28 protein-coding genes and 2 tRNA genes are annotated in these 25,491 nt (G+C 67.7%); 11 read left to right on the forward strand and 19 right to left on the reverse strand.

The window, feature by feature from the left end; all coding sequences use genetic code 11:
• Window positions 1–129 precede the first annotated feature (129 nt).
• Window positions 130–1,023: a hypothetical protein gene (locus tag QRD43_RS12420; RefSeq protein WP_285982795.1), complete on the forward strand. Its 894-nt coding sequence runs from the start codon at window positions 130–132 to the stop codon at window positions 1,021–1,023.
• Between the two features lie 183 nt (window positions 1,024–1,206).
• Here the strand turns inward: QRD43_RS12420 and QRD43_RS12425 are convergent, their stop codons facing one another.
• Genes QRD43_RS12425 through QRD43_RS12435 form a run of 3 tightly spaced genes read right to left on the reverse strand, consistent with a single transcriptional unit; the run spans window position 1,207 to window position 2,564 of the window.
• Window positions 1,207–2,088 (reverse strand): reverse transcriptase family protein, encoded by an 882-nt coding sequence (locus QRD43_RS12425; RefSeq protein ID WP_285982796.1) that lies wholly within the window; start codon window positions 2,086–2,088, stop codon window positions 1,207–1,209.
• Window positions 2,066–2,374: a helix-turn-helix transcriptional regulator gene (locus QRD43_RS12430; RefSeq protein ID WP_014427843.1), complete on the reverse strand. Its 309-nt coding sequence runs from the start codon at window positions 2,372–2,374 to the stop codon at window positions 2,066–2,068. The genes QRD43_RS12425 and QRD43_RS12430 overlap by 23 nt, the downstream gene beginning before the upstream one ends.
• 37 nt (window positions 2,375–2,411) lie before the next feature.
• A complete protein-coding gene (locus tag QRD43_RS12435; RefSeq protein ID WP_285982797.1) occupies window positions 2,412–2,564 on the reverse strand; it encodes a hypothetical protein in 153 nt (50 codons plus the stop codon).
• Window positions 2,565–3,101: 537 nt separating this feature from the next.
• On the opposite strand from QRD43_RS12435, the gene QRD43_RS12440 reads away from it, so the two are divergent.
• Complete coding sequence (locus QRD43_RS12440; RefSeq protein ID WP_285982798.1) at window positions 3,102–4,007, forward strand: ArdC family protein; 906 nt, start codon at window positions 3,102–3,104, stop codon at window positions 4,005–4,007.
• Window positions 4,008–4,051: 44 nt separating this feature from the next.
• On the opposite strand, the gene QRD43_RS12445 is transcribed toward QRD43_RS12440, so the two are convergent.
• From QRD43_RS12445 to ispB, 5 genes are all read right to left on the reverse strand, one after another.
• Window positions 4,052–4,813: a reverse transcriptase domain-containing protein gene (locus QRD43_RS12445; RefSeq protein ID WP_285982799.1), complete on the reverse strand. Its 762-nt coding sequence runs from the start codon at window positions 4,811–4,813 to the stop codon at window positions 4,052–4,054.
• Window positions 4,785–4,928, reverse strand: a complete 144-nt coding sequence (locus QRD43_RS12450; RefSeq protein ID WP_285982800.1) for a hypothetical protein — start codon at window positions 4,926–4,928, stop codon at window positions 4,785–4,787. The genes QRD43_RS12445 and QRD43_RS12450 overlap by 29 nt, the downstream gene beginning before the upstream one ends.
• Window positions 4,929–5,191: 263 nt before the next feature.
• Complete coding sequence (locus tag QRD43_RS12455) at window positions 5,192–6,787, reverse strand: site-specific integrase (protein ID WP_285982801.1); 1,596 nt, start codon at window positions 6,785–6,787, stop codon at window positions 5,192–5,194.
• A 173-nt stretch (window positions 6,788–6,960) separates the two neighbouring features.
• A tRNA-Pro gene (locus tag QRD43_RS12460) sits at window positions 6,961–7,037 on the reverse strand.
• Between the two features lie 51 nt (window positions 7,038–7,088).
• Complete coding sequence (gene ispB / locus QRD43_RS12465) at window positions 7,089–8,018, reverse strand: octaprenyl diphosphate synthase (protein WP_285983179.1); 930 nt, start codon at window positions 8,016–8,018, stop codon at window positions 7,089–7,091.
• Window positions 8,019–8,352: 334 nt separating this feature from the next.
• Between ispB and rplU the strand changes: the two genes are divergently transcribed.
• The 4 genes from rplU to proB all read left to right on the forward strand — a co-directional run bounded on the left by rplU (window position 8,353) and on the right by proB (window position 11,314).
• Window positions 8,353–8,664, forward strand: a complete 312-nt coding sequence (gene rplU, locus QRD43_RS12470) for a 50S ribosomal protein L21 (protein ID WP_183103740.1) — start codon at window positions 8,353–8,355, stop codon at window positions 8,662–8,664.
• 33 nt (window positions 8,665–8,697) lie between these two features.
• Window positions 8,698–8,955 (forward strand): 50S ribosomal protein L27, encoded by a 258-nt coding sequence (gene rpmA, locus QRD43_RS12475; RefSeq protein ID WP_269631747.1) that lies wholly within the window; start codon window positions 8,698–8,700, stop codon window positions 8,953–8,955.
• A gap of 164 nt (window positions 8,956–9,119) precedes the next feature.
• Window positions 9,120–10,199: an Obg family GTPase CgtA gene (gene cgtA / locus QRD43_RS12480; RefSeq protein WP_285982802.1), complete on the forward strand. Its 1,080-nt coding sequence runs from the start codon at window positions 9,120–9,122 to the stop codon at window positions 10,197–10,199.
• Entirely contained in the window at window positions 10,196–11,314 is a 1,119-nt protein-coding gene (gene proB, locus QRD43_RS12485) for a glutamate 5-kinase (RefSeq protein ID WP_285982803.1), read from the forward strand. The genes cgtA and proB overlap by 4 nt, the downstream gene beginning before the upstream one ends.
• Before the next feature lie 83 nt (window positions 11,315–11,397).
• Here the strand turns inward: proB and QRD43_RS12490 are convergent, their stop codons facing one another.
• Window positions 11,398–12,015: an RNA pyrophosphohydrolase gene (locus QRD43_RS12490; protein ID WP_285982804.1), complete on the reverse strand. Its 618-nt coding sequence runs from the start codon at window positions 12,013–12,015 to the stop codon at window positions 11,398–11,400.
• A 157-nt stretch (window positions 12,016–12,172) separates the two neighbouring features.
• Here QRD43_RS12490 and QRD43_RS12495 point away from each other — a divergent pair, with 157 nt between their 5' ends.
• Entirely contained in the window at window positions 12,173–13,918 is a 1,746-nt protein-coding gene (locus QRD43_RS12495; protein ID WP_285982805.1) for a proline--tRNA ligase, read from the forward strand.
• Window positions 13,919–13,973: 55 nt separating this feature from the next.
• The gene (locus QRD43_RS12500; protein ID WP_342399037.1) at window positions 13,974–14,552 is read left to right on the forward strand and encodes a lytic transglycosylase domain-containing protein; all 579 of its coding nucleotides are present in this window, start codon (window positions 13,974–13,976) and stop codon (window positions 14,550–14,552) included.
• Between the two features lie 9 nt (window positions 14,553–14,561).
• Here QRD43_RS12500 and QRD43_RS12505 read toward each other — a convergent pair whose 3' ends face one another.
• The 6 genes from QRD43_RS12505 to hemA form a co-directional block, all read right to left on the reverse strand.
• Window positions 14,562–15,161, reverse strand: a complete 600-nt coding sequence (locus tag QRD43_RS12505) for a UbiX family flavin prenyltransferase (RefSeq protein WP_285982806.1) — start codon at window positions 15,159–15,161, stop codon at window positions 14,562–14,564.
• Window positions 15,158–15,472, reverse strand: coding sequence for a Grx4 family monothiol glutaredoxin (gene grxD / locus QRD43_RS12510; protein ID WP_285982807.1), 315 nt, complete (start codon window positions 15,470–15,472; stop codon window positions 15,158–15,160). The genes QRD43_RS12505 and grxD overlap by 4 nt, the downstream gene beginning before the upstream one ends.
• A 241-nt stretch (window positions 15,473–15,713) precedes the next feature.
• Window positions 15,714–16,352, reverse strand: a complete 639-nt coding sequence (locus tag QRD43_RS12515; RefSeq protein ID WP_285982808.1) for a hypothetical protein — start codon at window positions 16,350–16,352, stop codon at window positions 15,714–15,716.
• A 115-nt stretch (window positions 16,353–16,467) separates the two neighbouring features.
• Entirely contained in the window at window positions 16,468–17,304 is an 837-nt protein-coding gene (gene prmC, locus QRD43_RS12520; protein WP_285982809.1) for a peptide chain release factor N(5)-glutamine methyltransferase, read from the reverse strand.
• A complete protein-coding gene (prfA, locus tag QRD43_RS12525) occupies window positions 17,301–18,383 on the reverse strand; it encodes a peptide chain release factor 1 (protein WP_285982810.1) in 1,083 nt (360 codons plus the stop codon). Before prfA ends, prmC begins: the two co-directional genes overlap by 4 nt.
• A 92-nt stretch (window positions 18,384–18,475) precedes the next feature.
• Window positions 18,476–19,765 (reverse strand): glutamyl-tRNA reductase, encoded by a 1,290-nt coding sequence (hemA, locus tag QRD43_RS12530; RefSeq protein WP_285982811.1) that lies wholly within the window; start codon window positions 19,763–19,765, stop codon window positions 18,476–18,478.
• 145 nt (window positions 19,766–19,910) lie between these two features.
• Between hemA and QRD43_RS12535 the strand changes: the two genes are divergently transcribed.
• A complete protein-coding gene (locus QRD43_RS12535; RefSeq protein ID WP_285982812.1) occupies window positions 19,911–20,183 on the forward strand; it encodes a hypothetical protein in 273 nt (90 codons plus the stop codon).
• 7 nt (window positions 20,184–20,190) lie between these two features.
• Here the strand turns inward: QRD43_RS12535 and miaB are convergent, their stop codons facing one another.
• The 3 genes from miaB to QRD43_RS12550 form a co-directional block, all read right to left on the reverse strand.
• A complete protein-coding gene (miaB, locus tag QRD43_RS12540; RefSeq protein WP_285982813.1) occupies window positions 20,191–21,531 on the reverse strand; it encodes a tRNA (N6-isopentenyl adenosine(37)-C2)-methylthiotransferase MiaB in 1,341 nt (446 codons plus the stop codon).
• Window positions 21,532–21,618: 87 nt separating this feature from the next.
• Entirely contained in the window at window positions 21,619–22,029 is a 411-nt protein-coding gene (locus QRD43_RS12545) for a hypothetical protein (protein WP_285982814.1), read from the reverse strand.
• A gap of 459 nt (window positions 22,030–22,488) precedes the next feature.
• A tRNA-Met gene (locus QRD43_RS12550) sits at window positions 22,489–22,565 on the reverse strand.
• A gap of 274 nt (window positions 22,566–22,839) precedes the next feature.
• On the opposite strand from QRD43_RS12550, the gene QRD43_RS12555 reads away from it, so the two are divergent.
• Window positions 22,840–23,031, forward strand: a complete 192-nt coding sequence (locus QRD43_RS12555; RefSeq protein WP_285983206.1) for a hypothetical protein — start codon at window positions 22,840–22,842, stop codon at window positions 23,029–23,031.
• Window positions 22,974–23,993 (forward strand): signal recognition particle-docking protein FtsY, encoded by a 1,020-nt coding sequence (ftsY, locus tag QRD43_RS12560; RefSeq protein WP_285983181.1) that lies wholly within the window; start codon window positions 22,974–22,976, stop codon window positions 23,991–23,993. The genes QRD43_RS12555 and ftsY overlap by 58 nt, the downstream gene beginning before the upstream one ends.
• Before the next feature lie 78 nt (window positions 23,994–24,071).
• Here the strand turns inward: ftsY and ffh are convergent, their stop codons facing one another.
• Window positions 24,072–25,451, reverse strand: a complete 1,380-nt coding sequence (gene ffh / locus QRD43_RS12565) for a signal recognition particle protein (RefSeq protein WP_285982815.1) — start codon at window positions 25,449–25,451, stop codon at window positions 24,072–24,074.
• Window positions 25,452–25,491 lie beyond the last annotated feature (40 nt).

Consider the following 25,491-nt stretch of genomic DNA (forward strand, 5'->3'; position numbering starts at 1 on the left):
GGCGAAACTGCCGGCTCGATGGAGTGAAGCCCCCCGCTTTTAGCCTTCGCGCGATGACGCGCAGGCACTCGGCACGGCGGTGGCCGGTGAGACGGTGGCTAGACAGTGGACATACCACCGGAAGCCACCATGAAAGTCTCGACCACCGACCTGCTGGGCGTGTTGGGCGCCGCGCCCGCCGCCGCGTCACCATCACGTGCACCTCGGCAGACCACCAGCCGCAGCGGGCGCGAGCAAGCCCGCGCCAACGAGCTGAAGTGCATGCGTGTCGTCGCCCATCACGGGCACGTCCGCGTCGCCGAGTTGGCCCGCGCCGTCTGGCCCAAGGCGCGGTACGCCGAGCAGGTCTGTCGGCGCGTTGCCAGCCGGCTGGTTACTGAGGGCCTGCTGCTGGAACGCCGTAACGCGCTGGGCTCGCGCAGCCTCTGCCTGACCCGTGTCGGCGCCACCTGGCTGGAGGCCCGTGGCATCGAGGCGCAGCACACGTTGGACCTGTCGAGTGTTTCGGGCAGCACCTTCTTCCACCGGACGCTGGCCACGCGTTACCTCGTCGAGCGCCAGGTCGAGGGTTTCCAGACGGCCGGGGAGTACCTGCTGCTGCGGCGCAAGGCGCCGTTCCCGGTGGACCGGATGGTGAAGATGCTGCGCAAGATGCCCGACGGTGCCGTCTGGCAGCGCCGGGCCGACGGGCCGGCGACGGTGGAGGTGTGCGAGGTCGAGGCCGCCCGCAAGGCGCTGCCGCACCTCGCGGCGTGCCTGCGGTGGGCAGAACTCGTCGGCCAGCCGCTCGACCAGGCCGGCGCCTACCGGCTCGGGGGCTTGGTCTTCGTCTACGACCGCGAGCTGAACCATGCCCGCCGCATCCTGCTGGCCGCCACTTCGCTGTGGGGGCATCGCCCCCTGCAGGAACGCGTAACGCTGGAACGCCGGGTCAAGCTTGTCGCGGTCGAGCTGCGCGACCCGCTGTTGTGGGTCGGTTCCAGCGTGACGACGTTACACCACCTGAGGCAGCGCGCCGTTTAAAACCTGGGCGCTACCCTAGGTAGACCCTCAGACGATGACCCGCAGGCAATCGGGACAAGCTGATTAGGCGCGTTCCCGCGCGCCCGTTCGTGGCCTCGGCCCCGTCCGGAAAATGCACTGTACGGCCCCGCAAGGGGGGAGAGGCGCCTTCGGGCGCCTCTCTTGTGTACGACCGTTGCCGGGTCAGGTCGTCCGCGCCACGGGTCGAAGAATCTGCGCGGCTTCTTGCTGGCGTCCACGCAGCTGGCGGCCGAGCTTCGCGCGCTCATCGCCTTCTGCGGCGACGTATGCGGAACGGGTCTCATGCAGCTTTCGATGGCGCTCGTTTGGCAGCCGCAGTTCTTCACCGACGATGACCGCGCCGGTGACACTCTTAGGCGCGCCAGCAGCGAAGGTGGCCGACTTCTTGCCCTTGGACTTCAAGCCATGGCGAGCAATGAGCATGCGTACTTCACCCAGTAGGCGCTTTGTGGCGTTCGGACCTGAGAGCGCGATGTCGTCGACGTAGATGGTCAGCTTGCAGCCTGAGGCAACTGCGAGCTTGGCGATGTCCTCGAACAGCCCCCTCGCGGCGAAGAATGCCACCCGGCCGCTCAGCGGACTTCCGGTAGGCAGATGCAGTTGCCTGTAGCAACAGATGTCGGCCAGCCGGTCCGCGACATCGGCGGCGCACTCGAAGTCGCGCACGAACATCCGGAACACCATGGCCCGGGTCACGCTCGGATAGAACTTGTTGATGTCGGTCTTGATGACCGGGTGGTTACCGAGGTGCTGCCGCGCGTTGTCCGCATACGAACGGCCCTTCTGCGAGAACACGTAATCTGGGACCTCAATGCGTGCGAGGAGGTCGGCGATGACCTTGTGCACTGCCGCCATCCAATGGATGGGCGCCTGGATTTCCCGGTCCTTCGGCCCCTTCCAGACCCGGAAAGATTCGGCAGCCAGAAGGTCCGTCACCGACTCCCACTTGACGCCGATGACGTCCTCAAACCGCCCCTTGCCGCGCAAGCGGAAGAGCGGCGACTGATTCAGCGCGTAGGCCTTACGCGGCGCGCTCGACGGCATCGCGTTCCTGAAGCCACTCAAGCAGCCTCAGTATCTTGTCCGCCGCCGCCACCCGCAGCTTCGCCCCGGGCTTTCGGTCCTCATTGATAGACTCCGAGAACAAGAGGATGGAGGACACGGGCATCTTGAAGACCTCGGAATACCGCTCCAGCAGGTCCAGCCCGGGCGTCTTGTCGCCTTTCTCCAGCTCGCTCAGGTACGAGTTGGAAATCCCAAGGCGCTTGGCCAGCTCCACTTGGGTGTACTGGTGGTAGGTCCGAAGCAGCTTCAGGGCGCGATTCAACATGGCATGCCTCTCGAATTTGAAATAAAGGGGTGACGAATCACCGAAGCAGGAAGTCAATCAGCTTGGCGACCATCGAGACCAACCGGACCACCGAGGTGGCCAGCCGGAACGTCTCAGGACGCACCCACCAGGACTTCTTGCGTTGCTTCTTCGTCGCCCGCCGCTGAGGAGGCTTTAGAACGTCAGTCATGACGGTTCCTTTCGGCTGCACCAAACAACGCACACGGAATGTGTGCGCCGTGGCTGTCGCCCGCAACCGAACAGAGCAAAGCGGCGAGTTGACCCCCTTCACTTCCAGATGCCTGCCCGGGGTCGCCCGGGCAGGCTCGCACCGGCCCCAACCGTACCGCGCACCGGAGGACCGGCACCGTGCGGCGTGGGCTTGCGAGTAGTTAGAGCCTTTCGGCTCCACAGGGCGCTGTAGCACCCCAACAGTCGACAGTTATCTCTGTCAGCCTCGGGGCGGAGTGTAGCCGAAGAACTTCGCCCAGCGCAAGCTGTGTTTCGCTGCCAGCGAAATGCTGATATGACCCCGCTAAGGGGTCTCCCCTCGCGCCGCGCAACCGTTCGCACGCTGCAGCGTGCCCTCCCGCCTGGCATCCCCAGCTTCCTGTCGTGCAGCCGGGGTGTGCCCCTTCCAGGCCTGCGGCGGTTGCGCTCTTCTACCCCCGGTCTCGCCGACGGGCACGGGGTGCCACACGCACCCCCAGCCCTAAAGGAGCAAGACATGGAAGGCAAGAAGCAGCAGCGCGACCTCTACGCCGAGGTCACCCGTCGAATCGTTGAGGCCCTGGACCGGGGCGTCCGCCCCTGGTCGTGCCCGTGGTCCCGTAGCGCCGCAAGCGGCGGCATGCTGCCCCGCCGGCACGGCGGCGAGCCGTATCGCGGCGTGAATGTCCTGCTGCTGTGGAGCGCAGCGATGGAGCGCGGCTTCGCGTCGCGTACCTGGTTGACCTACCGCCAGGCCGAGGCGCTGGGCGGGCAGGTTCGCAAGGGCGAGCGCGGCACGATGGTGGTCTATGCCGGTCAGTTCAGCCCCAGCAAGGAGGGCACCGAGGCGGCCGAAGGCGAAGCCCCGGCACGGCGGGCGGTGGCTTTCCTGCGCAGCTACACGGTCTTCAACACCGAGCAGGTGGATGGGCTGGCCGCGCCAGCTGCACCCGAAGCGCCCGAGGCCGTCCAGCCCGACGCCGACGCGCTGGCCCTCGTGGCGCGGTCAGGCGCGACGATTCGCCACGGCGGCGACCGGGCGTTCTACGCACCGGGGCCCGACCTCGTGCAGATGCCCGAGGCTTCGCGCTTCCGCGACGCCGCCGCGTACTTCGGCACCCTGGCGCATGAGCTCGTGCACTGGACCGGCCACCCGGACCGCCTGGCGCGCCAGTTCGGCCAGCGTTTCGGTGACCAGGCCTATGCGATGGAAGAGCTTGTCGCCGAGCTCGGCGCCGCCTTCGTGTGCGCCGGCAGCCAGCTCAGCCCGGAACCGCGCGAGGACCATGCCGCGTACCTGGCCGAGTGGCTGGCCGTGCTGAAGCACGACAAGCGCGCCATTTTCACCGCCGCAGCCCAGGCGCAGCGCGCGGCCGACCTGCTGTGCGGCGTCGAGCCGGTGCAGGTCGAGGCAGCCCCGTAACGCGAAAGGCGCCCGGTGGGCGCCTTTCGCGGGTGACTGCAATTTCAGGTCAACGTGTCAGCCTGCACCGGATTCACGCTGCGCACGTAGCCCTGAATGCCCGCGCGCTGCAGCTCACTGGTTGAGGCTTGGAAGGCATCACGAAACTCTGCGAGCTTCGGCGGTAGGACCGAGAGCGCGGAGCCGGCCGCAAGCTCGATGTTGAATGCTGAAATGGACCCGGCCGGTCCCTGTTCCTTCTCGTCGCTGAAGGGGAGCCGTGACCGTTGCGCTTTGGCCTTCAGCGTCGTCAAGACACTGCCAAGTTCGGCAGCGTCAGTGCCCGATACGATGATGTCGTCCACGTAGACGGTGACAACGAACCGACGGTCGCGACGCAGTTCGTCGAGCCGCTTGCCCAGGGCACTCTTGTGCAGCACCAGCGAAGCCAGCAGCGGCGACTGGACGAATCCATAGGGCAGGATTTGCCTTGCAGGGTCCTCAGGATGTTGGACTGTGCTGGCCGTCGCCATCCGTCGAGCTTCGGTGTGGCTGAAAAACTCCTTGAGCACCCGGGAAACGCGAGAGCGGCTGACGGAACCGAAAAAGTCGGCGATGTCGACCTTGATGAAGCAACTGTTTCGCTGGTGGCGATGCAGCGCGGCAACGTGTCCGCCCTGTCGCAGGTGAAAGTAGTAGCTTGGCGCCTTCCAGCGGGACTCGACGAGCTCCTTGACCTCGATGCCTTCTGCCCGCGCTTCCGGCGAGGGCTCGAAGACCCACCTGCCGGGCTTTCGCTCAAACTTGTGCAGCCACTTGGCGGGCATTGGTCAGCTGATAGTTGAAGACCGCGTTCACGATGGCCGTGATGAGCAGCACGAGTGCCGTACCCATCTCAATCCATGCGAGAACCAGGCGGTCGTTGCGACGATTCTTTTTCATCTCAACGATTCCTTTCACAACCCTGGCGCGCCTAGCGCGCAAGCGCGCGGATGTTCAGCTAACCAATATGGCGTCGCCAACAGGGTTACACCAAGTTGACCAGGACGCCCACAGGAGGTCACAGAGTGACAGTGAAAGGGGACTGCAGGTAGCCGCGGGGCCGCCTACCGCCAGGGCGTTTCCATACTAGCACGGGTCGCTGCCTTTGCCTGCTATTCGGGAGTCACCTCGCGGTTACCGTCCGCCTCAATTGGCCGTGTGCATCAGGCCACCCGGCGCGGGCGGAACTGGACGACATTGCTCGGCTGTTCGTGCGGTTGCTGCGCTGCAGCGTCCGACAAAGGTCGGAGGTTCGCATTGGTCAGGTCGGCCATCGACATGCCAGAGCCCTTGGCCAGTCGGCGGCGACCGCGATGCACCGCTGGGGCGCTGGCACTGGCGAACGCCTGGTCCAGCCGCTTGGCGAGGCTAGGCATGCAGAGGTGGGTGTACCGGAGCAGCATTCGGGTGTCCCGGTGTCCGCTGAACGCTTGCAGGTCCACCAGCGAGAAGCCGCCAGCCAAGCGGCCGCCGCTGTCCGCGACACGGGAGATGGCCTCGTGGCGCAAGTCATGGATGTGCAGCTCGTCGGCCTCAACCAAGCCTGCGACTTGGCAGATGCGTGCCCATGCCTTGCGCAGCGCGTCCACGCTCATCGAGAAGACTCGTTCTTCAGTCCGGGGCAACTGCCGTAGGTGCCCGATGAGCTCGCTGCGCAGTGCCAGCTTGCGAGGGCGCCCGTTCTTCGACTCGGGGATGAACGCGGTCTGGGCCTCGAAGTCCACGTTCTCCCAGGTCAGCGCTAGAGTCTCGCTGCGACGTGCGCCGGTCATCAGCTGGAACTGGATGAAGGTCTCCATCCACGGCACGTGCACATAGCTTGCCTCTGCGCGAGCCAGGTACTCCGACCGCGCGGCCTTGATGAGTGCTTTCCGGCGATACGTCGTTGAGGCAGCCTCAGACTGGGCGCGTTCGGCGGCCATGAGTTCTTCCAGGCGTACTTCGATGGAACGCTGGGCGTCTTCGTTGAAGGCCGCCGTCAGAAGACGCATTTCCTCGTCGCCCTTCAGGCGCCGGTCACGCTCGTTGAAGTACCGAGGCCGGCGGATGCCGTCCATCGGGTTCTTGGCGACCGGGATGCGCCACGTGTCGATGGCCATGCGGCAGACCGCGGAGAACAGGTCGATTTCGCGGTCCACCGTCGGCGCCTCGACTGACTGGCACCGGTCGTCGATGTAGTCGTTGAAGTCCTCCGGGACGACATCGGCGAACGGCTTGCGCACGAAGCACGTGGCCGGGGAAGGCTTGCGAACGCTCTTGCCCGTCGCCCGCCGGAAGGCCTTGCCCGTCAGGCTTGGGTGCGGGTTCTTGTGGGCGGCGAGGATGTCCGCCAGGTCGAGGCGCGCCAAGCCAGCATCGGCCAGGATGGCATTGATGATGTAGCCTTCAACCTCGAACCCCTTGTGACGCGGCGAGACTTCGCGGAGGTACCGGGCCAGCAGGTCGGCTAGCGTAACGCTGCGACCCTTGGCGTAGTCCACGAAGAGGCCGTTACGCCGTTCCAGCTCCACGCGCTGCTTGATGTCGACGGCATCCCCTTCGCTGGACGCGTAAAGGCACTGGCTGCGCTGGCCGGCGCCCCGAACGCGGACGGCATAGCTGTCGTTGGTGCGAGCCAGTCGCGGCTTGTAGCCGCTGGCCTTCAGTTCTGCCACGTAGGCAGCAAGCTCCTTCTCGCGGTTGTACGAGAAGGTGCGGGTCAGGTTCTCGCAGTTCTGGACCGTGACAACGAACCGCGAGCGGTTCTCGATGGACGCCATGACGATGCTCCGATGGTTGTGGAGCAGGGTCTAGGCAGGCTGTTTATCGCGCACCTGCGCGCGGGGCGGCCGAAAAGGCGGCGTGTGCCACTAATCTGCCACTAACGGCGTCCAGAAACGCCGAAGCCCCAGCGTGCTGGGGCTTCGAAGTCCTTGATTTGCAAGGTAATTCCTGGTCGGGGTGAGAGGATTCGAACCTCCGGCCTCTACGTCCCGAACGTAGCGCTCTACCAGGCTAAGCTACACCCCGATTTGTCTTTGCTGCTTTCCTCGGTGCTTCGATCGTTCTGAAAATTTCTCTTCAAGAAGATCTGTTCACCGACAGAAAGGCGAATTCTAGCAGAGCTTCCTGCCACTTGTTAAGAGGTAGCAGAGAAAGTTTTTCGCGAGCATGTTCTGCCTCGCGGCGGGCGGCCTCGCGCGTGGCCTCCAGGGCGCCGGTGGCGCGCACGATCTCGATGATGTCCGGCAGGCGCTCGACCTCGCCGTGCTGGATGGCGTTGCGGATCAGCTCCCGCTGTTCCGCGGTGCCGCGCTCCATGGCGACCAGCAGGGGCAGCGTGGGCTTGCCTTCGCGCAGGTCGTCGCCCACGTTCTTGCCCAGGGCCTGGGTGTCGCCTTCGTAGTCGAGCACGTCATCGATCAGCTGGAAGGCTGTTCCCAGGGCGCGGCCGTACGCGGCGCAGGCATCCTCGACCTCGGCGCTGGCGTCCGCCAGCACGGCGCCCAGGCGGGCGCTGGCTTCGAAGAGCTTGGCGGTCTTGTAGCGGATGACGCGCAGGTAGTCCTCAACGGAGATGTCGGGGTCGTGCATGTTCATCAGCTGCAGGACCTCGCCCTCGGCGATGATGTTGGTGGCCTCGGCCAGCACGTCCAGCACGCGCATCCGGTTGGTCGAGACCATCATCTGGAAGGCGCGCGAATAGAGGAAGTCGCCCACCAGAACGCTTGCGGCATTGCCGAAGAGGGCGTTGGCCGTCTGCTTGCCGCGGCGCAGGGAGGACTCGTCGACGACGTCGTCGTGCAGCAGCGTGGCGGTGTGGATGAACTCCACGACCGCTGCCAGCTCGAAACGCTCGGGTCCCTGGAAGCCCAGTGCATTGGCAAACAGCAGGACCAGCTTGGGGCGCATGCGCTTGCCGCCGGCGTGGACGATGTAGCCGGCAATCTGGTTGACGAGGGCGACATCGGAGGTCAGGCGACGGCCGATGACGGCATCCACCTCGCGCATGTCCGCGTCGAGCGCGGCAAGAACCTCTTGAAGGGGGGACGAGGCAGACAGGGCGTGCACTCTGGGCTCACTATTGGGCGAAGCTGGGATTATAGGAAGCCTGGAGGGGCTCGTCGGGCTTGCATCCTTGCGAGCGCCAGTGCGTCGGCGGCTGCCCACGTCGGCGGCAGGGGTCTTGAATCAGGGAAAGCGATCATGTTATAGTCGCCGGCTCTGCGCGCATTGCGTGCGGGATTTGTGCCTGTGCATTCCCAGGCGCATCGGGGTGGCTGCTTGGCGGCGGCCCCGGGGCGTGATGGTCGAGGTGCCGGGCGGTTTCATTGAAAGGGCTGATATGTACGCGGTCATAAAAACCGGTGGCAAGCAATACAAAGTTGCTGCTGGCGAAAAGATCAAGGTAGAACAGATTGCTGCGGAAGTTGGCCAAGAGATCGTGATCGATCAAGTTCTCGCCGTGGGTAACGGCGCCGAACTGAAGATCGGCACTCCCTTGGTTGCTGGCGCGAGCGTCAAGGCCACTGTCGTGGCCCAGGGCAAGCACGACAAGGTGCGCATCTTCAAGCTGCGTCGTCGCAAGCACTACAAGAAGAGCCAAGGCCATCGCCAGACCTACACCGAGCTGGAAATCAGCGCGGTCAACGGCTGATCCACGCTCTAGCAACAGTTCAAGGAGTAATCCATGGCACAGAAAAAGGGCGGCGGCTCGACCCGAAACGGCCGCGATTCCAAACCGAAGATGCTGGGCGTGAAGGTGTACGGCGGCCAGGCCATCTCGGCCGGCTCCATCATCGTGCGTCAGCGCGGTACCAAGTTCCACGCCGGCACCAATGTCGGCATGGGCAAGGACCACACCCTGTTCGCTCTGGTGGACGGCACCGTGTCCTTCACCACCAAGGGCGAAGCCAACCGCTCGACCGTGGTTGTGACGCCGGTCTGAGTCTTCTGACCTGACCGAAGCGGTGCGGTGGCAGCAGCCGGCCACACCGTTCAGACAGAGCCCCGGCATGCCCGGGGCTTTGTTTTTTCGGCTGCAACCCAGGTGAGGGTCCGGCAGCGGGCCTGCCTTACCATGGCTCCTTCCGCGAGCCCGAGAAGCAAGACATGAAGTTCGTAGACGAAGCCACCATCGATATCGTGGCCGGCAATGGTGGTGCCGGCTGTGCAAGCTTTCGCCGCGAAAAGTTCATTCCCTTCGGTGGGCCGGACGGTGGCGACGGTGGTCGTGGTGGCAGCGTGTATGCCGTGGGCGACCTGAACCTCAACACCCTCATCGATTACCGCTACGCGCGCCGCCATGAGGCGCGCAACGGCGAGGCCGGTCGCGGCTCCGACCAGTACGGTGCGGCCGCCGACGACATCGTGCTGCGCATGCCGGTGGGCACCATCATCACGGACGTCGAGACCGGCGCCGTGATCGCCGAGCTCCTGGAGCCGGGCGAGAAGATCATGATCGCCAAGGGCGGTGACGGCGGCTTCGGCAACCTGCACTTCAAGAGCAGCACCAACCGCGCACCGCGCCAGAAGACGCCGGGCTGGCCCGGCGAGGCCAAGAAGCTGAAGCTGGAGCTGCGCGTGCTGGCCGACGTCGGCCTGCTGGGGCAGCCCAACGCGGGCAAGTCCACGCTGATCACGGCGGTGTCGAACGCCCGCCCGAAGATTGCCGACTATCCCTTCACGACGCTGCATCCCAACCTCGGCGTGGTCCGCGTGGCCCCCGAGAAGAGCTTCGTCGTGGCCGACATCCCGGGCCTGATCGAAGGGGCCGCGGAAGGGGCAGGCCTGGGCCACCTCTTCCTGCGCCACCTGCAGCGCACCCGCCTGCTCCTGCATGTCGTGGACCTGGCCCCCTTCGACCCGGAAGTGGATCCCGTGGCGGAGGCCAAGGCCATCGTGGCCGAGCTGAAGAAGTACGATCCCGCGCTGTACGACAAGCCTCGCTGGCTGGTCCTCAACAAGCTGGACATGGTGCCCGAGGAAGAGCGCGCCAAGCGCGTGAAGGACTTCGTCAAGCGCTACAAGTGGAAGGGCCCGGTCTTCGAGATCTCCGCCCTGACGCGCGAGGGCTGCCAGCCGCTGATCCATGCGATCTACGACCACGTGGCCGCCGAGCAGAAGCACCATGTGGAGCCGGATGTGCGCTTCACGGCGGAGGGTGAGGGCGGCGAGGCCAGCGCCTCATGAATGCCGTGCTCCGCGACGCGCGACGCATCGTCGTCAAGGTGGGCTCCAGCCTCGTGACCAACGAGGGGCGGGGCGTGGACGCCGAGGCCATCGGCAACTGGTGCCGCCAGCTGGCCGCGCTGACCCAGCAAGGCCGTGAGGTCGTGATGGTGTCCAGCGGCGCCATCGCGGAAGGCATGAAGCGCCTGGGCTGGGCCTCCCGTCCCAAGGAGGTCCATGAGCTGCAGGCCGCGGCGGCCGTCGGCCAGATGGGCCTGGCGCAGATGTACGAGAGCAAGCTGCGCGAGCAGGGCCTGGGCAGCGCGCAGGTGCTGCTGACGCATGCCGACCTGGCCGACCGCGAGCGCTACCTGAACGCGCGTTCCACGCTGCTCACGCTGCTGCAGCACCGCGTGCTGCCCGTGATCAACGAGAACGACACCGTCGTCAACGACGAGATCAAGTTCGGCGACAACGACACGCTCGGCGCGCTCGTGGCCAATCTGGTCGAGGCGGATGCCCTCGTCATCCTGACGGACCAGAAGGGCCTGTACTCGGCCGATCCGCGCAAGGACCCGTCCGCACGCTTCATCGACGAGGCCATCGCCGGCACGCCCGAGCTCGAGGCCATGGCCGGTGGCGCCGGCTCCAGCATCGGCCGTGGCGGCATGATCACCAAGATCCTGGCTGCGAAGCGGGCCGCCGGCAGCGGGGCCAGCACGGTCATCGCCTGGGGCCGCGAACCCGATGTCCTGCTGCGCCTGGCGGCCGGCGAGGCCATCGGCACGGCGCTGCTGGCCAGCACCGCGAAGCAGGCCGCGCGCAAGCAGTGGATGCTGGACCACCTCCAGATGCGCGGTGCCGTCATCGTGGACGCCGGCGCGGCCCTGAAGCTGCGCGAGGAGGGCAAGAGCCTCCTGCCCATCGGCGTGCGCGAGGTGCAGGGCGAGTTCCATCGCGGGGACGTGATTGCCGTGCGAGACCCGGCGGGTGCCGAGCTGGGCCGCGGGCTCTCCAACTACTCCAGCGCCGAGGCGCGCCTGATCGCCCGCAAGCCGTCCTTCGAGATCGAGGGCGTGCTGGGCTATGCCGCGGAGCCGGAGCTGATCCACCGCGACAACCTGGTCCTGCGCTGACCTGCCGGGCCACCGAGCCCACATGACAAAGGCCCGTCCGGCGACTGACGGGCCTTTGTTTTTTTCGGAGCCGCGCGACGGGATCAGTGTTCCGCGGCGTCCTTGGGGCCGAGGGGCGGCTCGGTCGCGTGCTCGTCATTCGCGGACGAAGGACCGCGGCCGGGGCCATGCTCCTGCCGATGCTGCTGCGGGCGCATGCCGGCGCGCAGGTAGCGGTTGTGGTGGCTGGTGCGCGGCAGGAAGCGAGCGAGCTCCGTCAGCGCCATCTGGTAGACGCCGCGCTTGAACTCGATCACGGCGTCGAGCGGCACCCAGTAGTCGTTCCAGCGCCAGGCATCGAACTCGGGATGGTCTGTTGCGCGCAGGTTCATGTCGCTGTCGCGGCCGGTGAGCTGCAGCAGGAACCAGATCTGCTTCTGCCCGCGGTAGTGTCCGCGGGCATCGCGGCGGATGTAGTGCTCGGGCACTTCATACCGCAGCCAGTCGCGCGTGCGCGCAATGATGCGCACATGCTCGAACCTCAAGCCCACTTCTTCGTGGAGCTCTCTGAACATCGCCTGCTCGGGCGTTTCGCCATGCTTGATGCCCCCTTGCGGGAACTGCCATGAATGCGTGCGAATGCGCTTGCCCCAGAACACTTCGTTCCGGTGGTTGAGCAGGATGATGCCGACGTTGGGCCTGAAGCCTTCACGGTCGAGCATAATCAACCTCAAATCTTTAGTTGGATTGATTATTGCATCGGGCCTCGCCCCTTGCATGATCCTCGCTAACCCCAAGCCCAGGCGCGCCAGCCGGGCGCCCGCTGTCAGGTGGGTGCCAGGAAGGCGCGCTGCCGGTTCTTACCCCGCAGTCTCCGCGATGAAAGCCACTCAGTTCTTCGTCTCCACGCTCAAGGAAGCACCTGCCGACGCTGAAGTCGTCAGCCACAAGCTCATGATGCGAGCCGGCATGATCAAACGCCTGGGCGCCGGCATCTACAACTACATGCCCATGGGGCTGCGCGTGATCCGCAAGGTGGAAGGCATCATTCGCGAGGAGATGAACCGGGCCGGCGCCGTCGAGCTGCTGATGCCCGTGGTGCAGCCGGCCGAGCTGTGGCAGGAGACGGGGCGCTTCGACAAGATGGGCCCCGAGCTGCTGCGCGTGAAGGACCGCCATGGCCGCGACTTCATCATCCAGCCCACCAGTGAAGAGGTGGTGACGGACATCGCGCGCCTGGAGCTGCGCTCCTACAAGCAGCTGCCCAAGAACTTCTATCACATCCAGACCAAGTTCCGAGACGAGCGCCGCCCCCGCTTCGGCGTGATGCGGGGTCGCGAGTTCACGATGAAGGACGCCTACTCCTTCGACCGTGACGTCGAATCCGCGGGCCGCAGCTACGAGAACATGTTCCAGGCCTATTGCCAGATCTTCGATCGCCTGGGCCTCGAGTACCGCGCCGTCGCGGCCGACACCGGCGCCATCGGCGGCGACCGCTCGCACGAGTTCCAGGTGATCGCCGAGACGGGCGAGGACGCGATCGTCTACTGCCCCGACAGCGACTACGCCGCCAACATCGAGCTGGCCGAAGCCCTGCCGCTGCTGGCGAGCCGTGCGGCCGCCGGCCAGGCGCTGGCCAAGACCCCCACGCCGGGCAAGAGCACCTGCGAGGACGTCGCCGCCCTGCTGGGCCTGCCGCTGTCGCAGACGGTCAAGTCGCTCGTGCTGGCCACCGACGAACTCAACGAGCACGGCGAGGTCGTCAAGACGCAGGTCTGGCTGCTGCTGGTGCGTGGCGATCACGAGCTCAACGAGGTCAAGGCCGGCAAGATCGAGGGGCTCAAGGGCGGTTTCCGTTTCGCGACCGTCGGCGAGATCGACGCGCACTTCGGCTGCAAGCCTGGCTACCTGGGCCCCATCGGCCTGAAGCAGCCGGTGAAGATCGTGGCGGATCGCACGGTCGCGCAGATGGCCGATTTCGTCTGCGGCGCCAACGAGGCCGACTTCCACTTCACGGGCGCCAACTGGGGCCGTGACCTGCCCGAGCCCGATCTCGTGGCGGACATCCGCAACGTCGTGGCTGGCGACCCCTCGCCCGACGGCAAGGGCCAGCTCGCCATCCAGCGCGGCATCGAGGTGGGCCATGTGTTCTACCTGGGCACCAAGTACTCGGCCGCGATGAACGCGACCTTCCTGGACGAGACCGGCAAGCCCAAGCCCTTCGAGATGGGCTGCTACGGCATCGGTGTGACCCGCATCCTGGGTGCCGCCATCGAGCAGAACCACGACGAGCGAGGCATCATCTGGCCGGATGCCATCGCCCCCTTCACGGTGGCGATCTGCCCCATCGGCATGGACCGCAGCGACGAGGTCAAGGCGGCCGCGCAGCAGCTCTATGAGCAGCTCCAGGCGCTGGGCGTCGACGTGCTGCTGGACGACCGTGGCGAGCGCCCGGGCGCCATGTTCGCGGACTGGGAGCTGATCGGCGTGCCCCATCGCGTGGTGCTGTCGGACCGCGGCCTCAAGGAAGGTCAGGTCGAGTACCAGGGCCGCCGCGATGCCGAAGCCACCAAGCTGGCGCTGGCCGACGTGGTTGCGCATCTGCAGGCCCGCCTGAAGGCCTGAGGTGCCGGTGCAGCCAGCATCCCGCGCCCGGCGCGGCCTTCTTGCTGCATCGCTGTTGAGTCTGCTGCCCGTGGGGCGCGCCTGGGCGGGCGCCCAGGTCGAGGAGCCGCTGGCAGACTCGGTGCGCTCGGCGCTGTCCGCCGCGATCCGCAACGGTGCGCCGCCGCGCCCCCGCTTCGAGAAGATCGACGACCGGCTGGCCTATCTGCGATGGCTCGGCACGATGAGCGATCGCCTGCGCCCGCGCAAGACCGAGGCGCAGACGCGCATCGAGTTCCTGGAGACGCTCTGGTATGAGGCGACGCGCGCCGGCCTGGAGCCCAGCCTGGTGCTGGGACTCGTCGAGGTGGAGAGCGGCTTTCGCAAGTACGCCATCAGCGTCGTCGGGGCGCGCGGCTACATGCAGGTGATGCCCTTCTGGGCACGCCTCATCGGTGACGGGCAGGAGTCGAGGCTCTTCCACATGCAGACGAACCTGCGTTTCGGCTGCGTGATCATGCGCCACTACCTGGACCGCGAGAAGGGCGATCTCTTCATGGCGCTCGGCCGCTACAACGGCAGCCGCGGCCGGCCGGAGTATCCCAATGCGGTGCTGGGCGCCCGCCGCAAGTGGCTGATGCCGGGCGAGCGCTGAGCCGCCGGGTCAGCGGGCGTCCCGCAGGCCCGGCCAGCGCTGGGGCTGTGCGCCCGTGATGCCGCAGAGGTCCAGCACGCGCTCGACGCTTTCCGCGACCAGCTGCTCCACGCTCTGCGGCTTCAGGTAGAAGGCCGGCAGCGGCGGGAAGATGATGCCGCCCATCTCGGTCACGGCGGTCATGTTGCGCAGGTGGGCCAGGTTGAACGGCGTCTCGCGCACCATCAGCAGCAGGCGCCGGCGCTCCTTGAGCGTGACGTCCGCGGCGCGAGTGAGGAGGTTGTCCCCGAAGCCATGGGCGATGGCGGCGAGCGTCTTCATGGAACAGGGCGTCACCACCATGGCCGCGGCGTCGAAGCTGCCGCTGGCCACGCAGGCCCCGATATCCCCCGGCGCATGCGCCTCGCTCGCCTCCGCCTCCAGGGCGTCGCGGCTCAGGCCCAGTTCGTGGTGGACGTTGAGCAGGCCGGCTGGCGTCGCGATGAGGTGCGTGTGAACGCCCAGCTCGCGGCAGCGGCGCAGCAGCTGCAGCCCGTAGGCGGCCCCGCTGGCGCCGCTGATGCCGACGATCAGGCGCTGCACGGCGCGCTGCTCCGTGACCTGGTTCACTGGCCGCCCAGGACCTGCTGCAGCTCGCCGCTCTCGTACATCTCCATCATGATGTCCGAGCCGCCGATGAACTCGCCGCCGACATAGAGCTGCGGAATGGTCGGCCAGCTGGCGTATTCCTTGATGCCCTGGCGCACTTCCTCGTCTTCCAGCACGTTGAAGGTCTTGAGGTCGTTCACGCCGCAGGCCTTGAGGATCTGCACGGCGCGGCCGGAGAAGCCGCACATCGGGAACTGCGCACTGCCCTTCATGAAGAGCACCACGCGGTTGTTCTTCACCAGGTCGTCGATGCGTTGCTGAACGTCGCTCATGTCTTGATTCCTTGAAATGAATGGGTTGGCCGACCGCGCGTTGCGCGAGCGCCTTGTCTGGGTGGCGTGAATGCCGCCTGCCGCCCGGCGTGGGCCGGCAGGCGGCGCGTGGCCTTGGTGCGATTATCGGGCAGCGCGCATGACCGGAGTGCCCGCAGGGGCGACTGACGCGCAAGCAGCCTGCTGGACGAGCGGGCCGGACCGCAGGGGCGGCGCCCCACATACGGGCTTCAGCGGCGGCTCAGTAGCTGTAGCTGAGGCCGAACTGCACGACGGGCATCAGGCGGTTGTCCCGCAGGGCCTCGTCGACCGAGCCCAGGCTGTTGCCCAGGCGCAGGGAATTGCGGTTGATCAGGCCGAGGTCCGCGCTGAAGCCCCAGCCCCCGCGAGAGGAAATGCCGCTGTAGCCGATGCCGATGTAGGGCAGGGTGGCGCTGGGGTCGGCACGGTCCGCCAGAGCACCCACGGTGCGCAGCCCGACCGCCAGCGAATGCCCGAGGCTCATGGATTGCGGGCTCAGCGTGAGGCCGGAGCCGCTCTGGGTGATGCTCAGGGGGCCCATCATCAGGCCGCCGGTGGCGCGCAGGCCGCCGCGCACGCTGTCCCCGAGGCCGGAGCTCGTCAGGTAGTAGTCCCCCAGCAGGGCGGCACTGAGGGAGCGCGAACTGCGGCCGCTGTTGCTGTCCAGGCTGTCGACCTGGCTCAGCTGCACGCGGGCCTGCCAGCGCAGGCCCGGCGACGACGGCGCGCTGCCGTGGCTCAGCGCCGAGCCGACCGCATTCTGGGCGTGAGCGGGGGCCGAAAATGCCAAGACGCCCGCTGCCAGCCAGCCCAGGGCCGGCGGCCAGCAGGATCCAGAAGGGGTGAGCGGGCTGCGCATGAAAGTCTCCTTGCAGCCGAGCGACTCGCAGGAAACGACGCCCGGGAAGTCATGCTACGCCCCCGGCGATATTTTGTGCAGGATCAATTACCGGGTTTTACAGACGCTGACTGACCTATGCCACGGCTTCGGGGAGCAGGGCCCCGCTGCAGCGGGGCTGGCCGCCCAGGTCGCGCTCGCAGCCCTGGTAGTCCAGGCCGGCCTGACGTAGCAGATCCGCCACGGCCGATTCCTGGTCATACCCATGCTCCAGCAGCAGCAGGCCGCCCGGCTGCAGGTGGGCCGGCGCCCCCGCGATGATCTGGCGCAGGTCGGCCAGGCCCTGCTCCGGTGCCGCCAGCGCGCTCAGGGGCTCATGCCGCAGGGCGGCCAGGTGGGCGTCCTGCGGGTCGATGTAGGGCGGGTTGCTCAGGATCACGTCAAAGACGGAGGCCCCGACCGCGTCCCACCAGGCGCCCTGCAGGAAACGCACGTCCAGCCCGAGCCGCTCGGCGTTGCCGCGGGCGACCGCCAGGGCGGCCGGGCTGAAGTCGGTGGCGGTCACCTGCGCCTGCGGATGGCTGTGCTTGATGGCCAGGGCGATGGCGCCGCTGCCGGTGCCCAGGTCCAGCACGCAAGGCGCCGCCCGCCCGCAGGCCGCCAGCCAGCGCAGGGCGCGCTCGACCAGCACCTCGGTGTCCGGGCGCGGCACCAGCGTAGCCTCGCTCACCTGCAGCGACAGCCCGTGGAACTCCTTGTGGCCGGTGAGGTAGGCCAGCGGCACGTCGTCCAGGCGCTGCCGCAGCCAGGACTCGAATCGCTCGCCCGTGCCATCCGGCAGCGTGTCCTCGTCGTGCGCGATCAGCCAGGTGCGATCGCACGCCAGCAGGGCGCAGAGCATCAGCTGCACTTCCAGGCGCGGCAGGCCCGACTGGGCGCCGCGCAGTTGCAGGGCGCGCACGGTGGTGCTCATCCGCGGCCTTCCAGGGCGGCCAGCTGCTCGGCGGCCTGTGCCTGTTGCAGCCCGGCAATGACGTCTCCGAGGTCGCCGTCCATGATCGCGCCGAGCTTGTACAGCGTCAGGTTGATGCGATGGTCCGTCAGCCGGCCCTGCGGGAAGTTGTAGGTGCGGATGCGGTCGCTGCGGTCGCCGGTGCCGATCAGGCTCTTGCGCGTGGCGGCCTCCTTGGCGGCGCGCTCGCTGCGTTCCTTGTCCCGCAGGCGGGCGGCGAGCACCGCCAGGGCCTTGGCCTTGTTGCGGTGCTGGCTGCGGTCGTCCTGGCATTCGGCCACGAGGCCCGTCGGCAGGTGAGTGATGCGGATGGCGGAGTCCGTCTTGTTGACGTGCTGGCCGCCGGCGCCGCTGGCTCGGAAGGTGTCGATGCGCAGGTCTGCCGGGTTGAGCTGGATCTCCTCGGCCTCGTCGGGCTCCGGCATCACGGCCACCGTGCAGGCGCTGGTGTGGATGCGGCCTTGCGATTCGGTCGCCGGCACGCGCTGGACGCGGTGGCCGCCGGACTCGAACTTCAGGCGGCCGTAGACCTGTTCGCCCTCGATGCGCAGCACGAGCTCCTTGTAGCCGCCCAGGTCCGATTCGTTGGCCGACAGCGTCTCGCAGCGCCAGCCCTGGGTCTCGGCGAAGCGCAGGTACATGCGGGCGAGGTCGGCCGCGAACAGCGCGGATTCATCGCCGCCTGCGCCCGCCCGGATCTCAAGGAACGCGGGGCGGACGTCGTCCGGGTCCTTGGGCAGCAGGGCGAGCTGGAGTTCCTCGTGCAGCCGCGCCATGTCGGCCTCGGCGCCGGTGATCTCCTCCTTGGCCATGTCGGCCATCTCGGGATCGTCCAGCAGCTCGCGGGCGGCGGCGAGGTCCTGTTCGCGCTGCAGGTAGCGCTGGTAGCGGGAGACGAGCTCGGACACCTCGGCCTGCTCGCGCGTGAGGGCGCGGTAGCGCTTCATGTCCGCGGCGATGCTGCCGTCGGCGAGCGTGGTGTCGAGCTCGTTCAGGCGATGGCCCAGGCGTTCGAACTGCTGGCGCAGGCTGTCTTTCATGAGGGGGGGATTCGCAAGGAGTGAAGGCCATGCGGCCGGAGCCGGGCACGGGCGGTCGAGCCCCACGACGGGGCGGCGCGCGGCGGGCGCCGCTAGGACTCGGCCGGGTCCTTGGCGCTCTTGCGAAGGAAAATGCGCGACACGGTGTGCGCCAGCGCCACGCGCTGCTCGCCATCCGCCGCGTGCAGCTCGGCCAACGCGCCGTGCAGCATCTTCTGGGTCAGCCCCTTGGACAGCGCCTCGAGCACTGCCTCGACGTCCTCACCCCGCGCCAGCAGCTTGCGGGCGCGCTGCAGTTCGGCGCTGCGCCAGTCGTCCGCCTGGGCGTGCAGCGCCTGGATCAGCGGCACCGTGTGGCGCTGGCCCAGCCAGTGCACGAAGCTCTGCACGCCGGTCTCGATGATGGCCTCGGCCTGCTGCACGGCGGCCTGGCGCTTCGCGCCGGCCGACTGCACCAGCTGGGCGAGATCGTCCACGGTGTAGAGGTAGACGTCGTCCAGCTGGGCGACTTCCTGCTCGATGTCCCGCGGCACGGCCAGGTCGACCATGAACATGGGCTTGCGGCGGCGCTTCTTGAGCGCGCTCTCCACGGCACCCAGGCCGATCAGCGGCAGGCTGGAGGCCGTGCAGGAGATCACGGCGTCGAATTCATGCAGGCGCTGCGGCAGGTCGCTCAGGCGGATGGCCTCGGCGCCCAGGTGCGACGCCAGCTTTTCGCCGCGCTCCAACGTGCGGTTCGCCACGGCCATGCCCTGCGGCGTGCGGGCCGCGAAATGGGTGGCGACCAGCTCGATCATCTCGCCCGCGCCGACGAAGAGAACCTTGATCCGGGCCAGGTCCTCGAACAGCTGGCCGGCCAGGCGCACGGCCGCGGCGGCCATGCTGATGGAATGGGCGCCGATCTCGGTGGAGCTGCGCACTTCCTTGGCGACGGAAAAGCTGCGCTGGAACAGCTGGTGCAGCGTCGTGCCGAGCGTGCCGGCTTCGTCGGCCTCACGCACGGCCTGCTTCATCTGACCCAGGATCTGGGGCTCGCCCAGCACCATGGAGTCGAGTCCGCTGGCGACACGGAAGGCGTGGCGTGCGGCGGCGCTGCCTTCCTTCACGTAGGCGTGGCTGAGCAGGGCCGGAGCGGCCACGCCGCCGACCTGCGCCAGCCACTCGACCGTCGGCTGCACGAGCTCCCGCCCGCCGGCCACGTAGAGCTCGGTGCGGTTGCAGGTGGACAGCATGGCGGTCTCGGCGCCGATGCGCGTGCGCTGCTTCAGCTGCTCGCGCAGGCCCAGCAGGGCCGGGGCCAGCTGTTCGGCTGAAAGGGCGAACCGTCCGCGCAGATCCAGAGGCGCGGATTCATGGTTCAGGCCGAGAGCGAAGACCGACATGTTGCGATTATAAAATTCCGGCGCCTGCAGGCTGTGTGGCTTGCTGCATCGCCGGCATAGAAATACTTGATAAGCATCAATCCGTACCGCATTTCCGGCCGGATCCCCGCGCGGTCGCCCCGCGTGGCTTCACGACAGGCACCCTGTGAGCCCTCTCGACGCCCTTTGGCACTTCAGCAACTTCCTCCTGCCGGCCTGGTTCGTGGCGGCCGTCGTCGCCGCCTTCATGAAGCTGCTGTGGCGCGCCGAGCTGAAGTCCCGTTCCTGGCGCCAGCTCTGGCTGTGGGGCGCCGCCGGCGGCAGCCTCGGCCTCGTCGCGGCGCTGGCGCTCCTGGGCCACGACGGCAAGATGCTGGGCTACGGCCTCATGCTGATGGCCGTCGCGCTGCCGCAGGCCTGGCTGAGCCTGCGTCGCTGAGCCTTCCTCAGACCTCCGCCGTCTCGCTCGTCAGGACCTCACCCCGCAGCGAGTGCGGGAAGACCTGGGTGATGCGCACGTCGATCAGCTGGTGCATCAGGCGGGGGTTGCCCTTGAAGTTGACGATGCGGTTGCATTCGGTGCGGCCCATCAGCTCGCTCGGATCCTTCTTGGCGTTGCCGCACACGAGGATGCGCTGCGTGCTGCCCAGCATCGTCTCGCTGATGCGGATGGCGTGGGCCTCGATGGCGGCCTGCAGCTCACGCAGTCGCGCCACCTTGGTCTCATGGGGTGTCGTGTCTTCCAGGTTGGCGGCCGGCGTGCCGGGGCGGGGGCTGTAGATGAAGCTGAACGAGGCGTCGAAGCCGACGTCGTCCACGAGCTTCATCAGCTTGGCGTGGTCGTCCTCGGTCTCCCCGGGGAAGCCGACGATGAAGTCGCTGGCGATGCGGATGTCCGGCCGGATGGCGCGCAGCTTGCGGATGATGCTCTTGAACTCCAGCGCCGTGTAGCCGCGCTTCATGGCCATCAGGATGCGGTCGCTGCCGTGCTGCACGGGCAGGTGCAGGTGGTTCACGAGCTGGGGCACCTTGCCGTAGGCCTCGATCAGGCGCGGGCTGAACTCGTTCGGGTGGCTGGTGGTGAAGCGCAGGCGCTCGATGCCCGGGATCTCGGCGCAGTACTCGAGCAGCAGGGCCAGGTCGGCAAACTCGTCCGTGTCACCCATCTTCCCGCGGTAGGCGTTGACGTTCTGGCCCAGCAGGTTGATCTCCTTGACGCCCTGGTCGGCCAGGCCGGCGATCTCGGTCAGCACGTCCTCGAAGGGGCGGCTCATCTCGGCGCCGCGGGTGTAGGGCACCACGCAATAGGAGCAGTACTTGGAGCAGCCCTCCATGATGGACACGAAGGCGCTGCCGCCCTCCACCCGGGCCGGCGGCAGGTTGTCGAACTTCTCGATCTCCGGGAAGCTGATGTCCACCTGGGGCTTCGCGGCGTCGCGGCGCGCGGCGAGCATCTGCGGCAGGCGGTGCAGGGTCTGCGGGCCGAAGACGACGTCGACGTAAGGCGCGCGCTCGATGATGGCCGCGCCCTCCTGGCTCGCCACGCAGCCGCCGACGCCGATCATCACGCCCTTCGCCTTGAGGTGCTTGATGCGGCCGAGGTCGGAGAACACCTTCTCCTGCGCCTTCTCGCGCACGGAGCAGGTGTTGAAGAGCACGAGGTCCGCCTCGTCGACGTCGGTGGTGGGCTCGTAGCCTTCGGCGGCGCGCAGCACGTCGGCCATCTTGTCCGAGTCGTACTCGTTCATCTGGCAGCCGAAGGTCTTGATGAATACTTTCTTGCTCATGGCGGGCTCCGGCGCCCCACGGGCGGGGCGCGGCAGGTCATTGACGGGAGATCGGGGCGGCGGGGCGCGGGCGGGGCCGCGCGTCGCTCAGGGCTTGGTCCAGACCTGCGAGGCGAGGTCGAAGGCCCAGGCGGAGGCCTGCTCGGTCGTGCGGGGCCAGGTCTTGTTCGCGAGCTCGGCCTCGTTGAGGATCCAGATGTCGCGCACGAGGCCCGCAAAGTCCCGCGTGTAGTGCACGGTCAGCTTCTGGCCGGTGAGTGCGGAGGCGAAGACCAGCAGGTTGTCGGCGCCGCGGATGCGCGTGGCAGGCGCGAGGCGGGCGGCCTGCCCGTCGAGCTGCAGATCGGGGGGCGTGCTGATGAGCATCTCCGCGCGAAGAGCGTCGGCGGGAAACTGGCGGTGCGTCTGGGCCTGGGCGGCCAGAGTGCTCAGACCGGCGAGACCGGCGAGTGCGAATCGCAGGGCCAGGCGGCGGGACAGGAAGGCACAGCGGAACATGGTATCAATCCAGTGGCTGCGAGGCAGGGCGTGAGCCCGGCCCGGGTTGAATGAGGCCCGCATCATCGCATGGGATGGGCGCGGGCGGTGTCAGCGTCGGTGACCGGATCGGCACCGGCCGCAAAGGTCCGCAAGGGTCCGCCAAGGTCCGGCGTGGCGGGCTCGACGAGTGCCTGCGGCGCCCTCTTGCGTTCGCCACACGAGCCTTCGCCACAAGAGCCTTCGCTGCAGGGGCCATCGCTGCACGGCCCCACCCACGGGATCCCGCACGAGGCGTTCCGCCAGGCGGGCTCACTCAAACGTCTACATGCGGACGTCGCCCCGACGAACGTTCCACACCAACGCGGCCATGTCAACGGGCCCGGGCCAACGTCCCCATGCCAACGCTCCCCTGCCAACGTCCCGATGGAGCGGGCAAGAAAAAACCCAGCAAACTTGCGCTTGCTGGGTTTTCTTGTCTGGTGGCGCTTCAGGGATTCGAACCCCGGACCTGCGGATTATGATTCCGTCGCTCTAACCGGCTGAGCTAAAGCGCCTTGCGAAGACCGCTATTCTAGACAGGTTTTGGGAGACAATGCAAGCGTTGCTCGAAAAAAGTTTTGGCGCCCCCGGCCGGGGCCGTGTCAGATCGATTCATGCGAGCGGTCGCCGGGCGTCGTCGCGGCCCGACCAACACATCTGCCATGTTCAGTTTTTTCAAGAAGAAGTTCGGGGGCGGCGCAGCCAGTCCGGCGCCCGCGCCGGCCGTCGTGGAGGCGCCCGCCGCGGCCCCCGCGCCCGAGGCTGTCGCGCCGGCCCCCGCTGCCGTCCATGAGCCCGCCCAGGCGTTCGCCTCTGCGCCTGCGGCCGTGGTCGCCCCTGCGCCTGCAGCCGTGGTCGCCCCTGCGCCTGCAGCCGTGGTCGCCCCTGCGCCTGCAGCCGTGGTCGCCCCTGCGCCTGCAGCCGTGGTCGCACCCGCACCTGAGCCTGCCCCTGCGCCCGTCAGCCCGCCGCCCGCGATGACCGCCGCGCCGGCCGTCATGCCGGCCCCTGCGCCCGTCGAGGTGCCGGCGCCCGTGCCCGCACCGCGCAAGGGCTGGTTGGACAAGCTCCGCCAGGGCCTGCGCAAGACGGGCAGCAGCATCGCCCAGGTCTTCACCGGCACGCGCATCGACGATGAGCTGTACGAGGAGCTGGAAGCCGCGCTGCTGATGGCCGACACCGGCGTCAAGGCCACGCAGTTCCTGCTGGAGGACCTCAAGCGTCGGGTCAAGGAGGCCAAGGTCACCGATCCGCAGGCGGTGCGCGGCCTGCTGGTCGCCGCCCTGGCCGAGCTGCTGAAGCCGCTGGAGAAGAGCCTGCAGGTCGGCGAGCACACGCCGACGGTGATGATGGTGGTGGGCGTCAACGGCGCCGGCAAGACCACCAGCATCGGCAAGCTCACCCGCCATCTCGCCGAGGCTGACCAGCGCGTGCTGCTGGCCGCGGCCGACACCTTCCGCGCGGCGGCGCGCGAGCAGCTGGCCGTGTGGGCGGACCGCACGCAGGTGGAGATCGTCAGCCAGGAAGGCGGCGACCCGTCCGCCGTCACCTTCGATGCCGTCGTGGCCGGGCGCGCGCGTGGCTGCGACGTGGTCCTCGCTGACACCGCCGGCCGCCTGCCCACGCAGCTGCACCTGATGGAGGAGCTCAAGAAGATCCGCCGCGTGATCGGCAAGGCCCAGGAGGGCGCGCCGCACGAGGTGCTGCTGGTGGTGGACGGCAACACTGGCCAGAACGCGCTGAACCAGGTCAAGGCCTTCGACGATGCGCTGGGCCTCACGGGCCTCGTCGTGACCAAGCTGGACGGCACGGCCAAGGGCGGCGTGCTGGCAGCCATCGCGCGCGAGCGGCCCATCCCGGTGTACTTCATCGGCGTGGGCGAGAAGCTGGAGGATCTGCAGACCTTCAGCGCGCAGGAGTTCGCGCAGGCGCTGCTGGAGTGAGCGCGGGATCCGTCGGGAGATGAAGAAAGGGCCGCTGATCAGCGGCCCTTTTGCTTGCGGTCGAGCGTCAGCGGTGCCTCAGAGGCCCATGCCCTTCATGCCCTTCATGCCGCCCATGCGCTTCATCATCTTGAAGAGGCCGCCGCCCTTCATCTTCTTCATCATGCCCTGCATCTGGTCGTACTGGTTCAGGACGCGGTTGACGTCCTGGATCTGCACGCCGGCACCCGAGGCGATGCGGCGCTTGCGGCTCGCCTTGCTCTTGTCGTCCAGCAGCAGGCGCGGGTGGGCGCGCTCCTTGGCGCTCATGGCGTTGAGGATGCCTTCCATGCGGCGCATGTCCCGCTCGGCGCGGTCCATGTCGCCCTGGCCGGCCTTGCTGGCGATCTGCGTGGGCAGCTTGTCCATCAGGCTGGAGAGGCCCCCCATCTTCTTCATCTGGGAGATCTGCGCCAGGAAGTCGTTGAGGTCGAAGCCGTCCCCGGACTTGAGCTTCTCGGCCAGCTTCTGGGCCGCGGCCATGTCCACGCCCTTGGTGACTTCCTCCACCAGGGCCACGATGTCGCCCATGCCCAGCACGCGGCCGGCATGGCGCTCGGCGTCGAAGACCTCCAGGCCGTCGATCTTCTCGGAGACGCCGGCGAACTTGATCGGCGCACCGGTGACCTGGCGCACCGACAGCGCCGCGCCGCCGCGCGAGTCGCCGTCGAGCTTGGTCAGGATCACGCCGGTGAGCGGCAGCGCCTCCTTGAAGGCGCGGGCCGTGTTGATCGCATCCTGACCCTGCATGGCGTCGACCACGAACAGCGTCTCGACCGGGTTCAGCGTGGCGTGCAGCTCGCGGATCTCGGCCATCAGCGCTTCGTCGATGGCCAGGCGGCCGGCCGTGTCGACCAGCAGCACGTCAAAGTAGTGACGCTTGGCGTAGTCGAGCGCGGCCAGCGCGATGTCGCGCGGCTTCTGGTCGGGGCTGGAGGCGAACCACTCGCCGCCGGCCTGACCGGTGACGGTCTTGAGCTGCTCGATGGCCGCTGGACGGTAGACGTCGGCCGAGACCGTCAGCACCTTCTTCTTGCGCTTCTCGATCAGGTGCTTGGTCAGCTTGCCGGTGGTGGTGGTCTTGCCCGCGCCCTGCAGGCCGGCCATCAGGATGACGGCGGGCGGCTGGGCGGCGAGGTTGATGTCCGCCACGCCCTCGCCCATGGTGGCGGCGAGCTCCTTGTGCACCACGGAGACCAGCACCTGCCCCGGGTTCAGCGATCCCACGACCTCCTGTCCCAGGGCCTTGTCCTTGACCCGGGCAATGAAGTCGCGCACCACCGGAAGCGCCACGTCGGCCTCCAGCAGGGCCATGCGCACTTCGCGCAGCATGTCCTGCACATTGCTTTCGGTGATGCGGGCCTGGCCCCGCATCGTTTTCACGAGCTGGCTCAGGCGGTCGGTGAGGGTGGATGCCATATGGACGGCCTCACCGCGGAGGTGAGCGCGCAAATTACAC

The sequence above is a fragment of the Roseateles subflavus genome, from assembly GCF_030285365.1.
Classification (GTDB): domain Bacteria; phylum Pseudomonadota; class Gammaproteobacteria; order Burkholderiales; family Burkholderiaceae_C; genus Roseateles_B; species Roseateles_B subflavus.

What these genes read in the sequence shown, in the direction of transcription:
- ffh (WP_285982815.1), bottom strand. Translation starts at nt 25,451, where the DNA reads ATGGCATCCACCCTCACCGACCGCCTGAGCCAGCTCGTGAAAACGATG.
- cgtA (WP_285982802.1), top strand. Translation starts at nt 9,120, where the DNA reads ATGAAGTTCGTAGACGAAGCCACCATCGATATCGTGGCCGGCAATGGT.
- QRD43_RS12450 (WP_285982800.1), bottom strand. Translation starts at nt 4,928, where the DNA reads ATGAAAAAGAATCGTCGCAACGACCGCCTGGTTCTCGCATGGATTGAG.
- QRD43_RS12440 (WP_285982798.1), top strand. Translation starts at nt 3,102, where the DNA reads ATGGAAGGCAAGAAGCAGCAGCGCGACCTCTACGCCGAGGTCACCCGT.
- QRD43_RS12430 (WP_014427843.1), bottom strand. Translation starts at nt 2,374, where the DNA reads ATGTTGAATCGCGCCCTGAAGCTGCTTCGGACCTACCACCAGTACACC.
- QRD43_RS12455 (WP_285982801.1), bottom strand. Translation starts at nt 6,787, where the DNA reads ATGGCGTCCATCGAGAACCGCTCGCGGTTCGTTGTCACGGTCCAGAAC.
- QRD43_RS12435 (WP_285982797.1), bottom strand. Translation starts at nt 2,564, where the DNA reads ATGACTGACGTTCTAAAGCCTCCTCAGCGGCGGGCGACGAAGAAGCAA.
- grxD (WP_285982807.1), bottom strand. Translation starts at nt 15,472, where the DNA reads ATGAGCGACGTTCAGCAACGCATCGACGACCTGGTGAAGAACAACCGC.
- QRD43_RS12545 (WP_285982814.1), bottom strand. Translation starts at nt 22,029, where the DNA reads ATGTTCCGCTGTGCCTTCCTGTCCCGCCGCCTGGCCCTGCGATTCGCA.
- QRD43_RS12515 (WP_285982808.1), bottom strand. Translation starts at nt 16,352, where the DNA reads ATGCGCAGCCCGCTCACCCCTTCTGGATCCTGCTGGCCGCCGGCCCTG.
- prfA (WP_285982810.1), bottom strand. Translation starts at nt 18,383, where the DNA reads ATGAAAGACAGCCTGCGCCAGCAGTTCGAACGCCTGGGCCATCGCCTG.
- QRD43_RS12420 (WP_285982795.1), top strand. Translation starts at nt 130, where the DNA reads ATGAAAGTCTCGACCACCGACCTGCTGGGCGTGTTGGGCGCCGCGCCC.
- rplU (WP_183103740.1), top strand. Translation starts at nt 8,353, where the DNA reads ATGTACGCGGTCATAAAAACCGGTGGCAAGCAATACAAAGTTGCTGCT.
- ispB (WP_285983179.1), bottom strand. Translation starts at nt 8,018, where the DNA reads ATGCGCGAGGTGGATGCCGTCATCGGCCGTCGCCTGACCTCCGATGTC.
- rpmA (WP_269631747.1), top strand. Translation starts at nt 8,698, where the DNA reads ATGGCACAGAAAAAGGGCGGCGGCTCGACCCGAAACGGCCGCGATTCC.
- prmC (WP_285982809.1), bottom strand. Translation starts at nt 17,304, where the DNA reads ATGAGCACCACCGTGCGCGCCCTGCAACTGCGCGGCGCCCAGTCGGGC.
- QRD43_RS12495 (WP_285982805.1), top strand. Translation starts at nt 12,173, where the DNA reads ATGAAAGCCACTCAGTTCTTCGTCTCCACGCTCAAGGAAGCACCTGCC.
- QRD43_RS12425 (WP_285982796.1), bottom strand. Translation starts at nt 2,088, where the DNA reads ATGCCGTCGAGCGCGCCGCGTAAGGCCTACGCGCTGAATCAGTCGCCG.
- hemA (WP_285982811.1), bottom strand. Translation starts at nt 19,765, where the DNA reads ATGTCGGTCTTCGCTCTCGGCCTGAACCATGAATCCGCGCCTCTGGAT.
- QRD43_RS12555 (WP_285983206.1), top strand. Translation starts at nt 22,840, where the DNA reads ATGAGCCCGCCCAGGCGTTCGCCTCTGCGCCTGCGGCCGTGGTCGCCC.
- QRD43_RS12490 (WP_285982804.1), bottom strand. Translation starts at nt 12,015, where the DNA reads ATGCTCGACCGTGAAGGCTTCAGGCCCAACGTCGGCATCATCCTGCTC.
- QRD43_RS12445 (WP_285982799.1), bottom strand. Translation starts at nt 4,813, where the DNA reads ATGCCCGCCAAGTGGCTGCACAAGTTTGAGCGAAAGCCCGGCAGGTGG.
- proB (WP_285982803.1), top strand. Translation starts at nt 10,196, where the DNA reads ATGAATGCCGTGCTCCGCGACGCGCGACGCATCGTCGTCAAGGTGGGC.
- miaB (WP_285982813.1), bottom strand. Translation starts at nt 21,531, where the DNA reads ATGAGCAAGAAAGTATTCATCAAGACCTTCGGCTGCCAGATGAACGAG.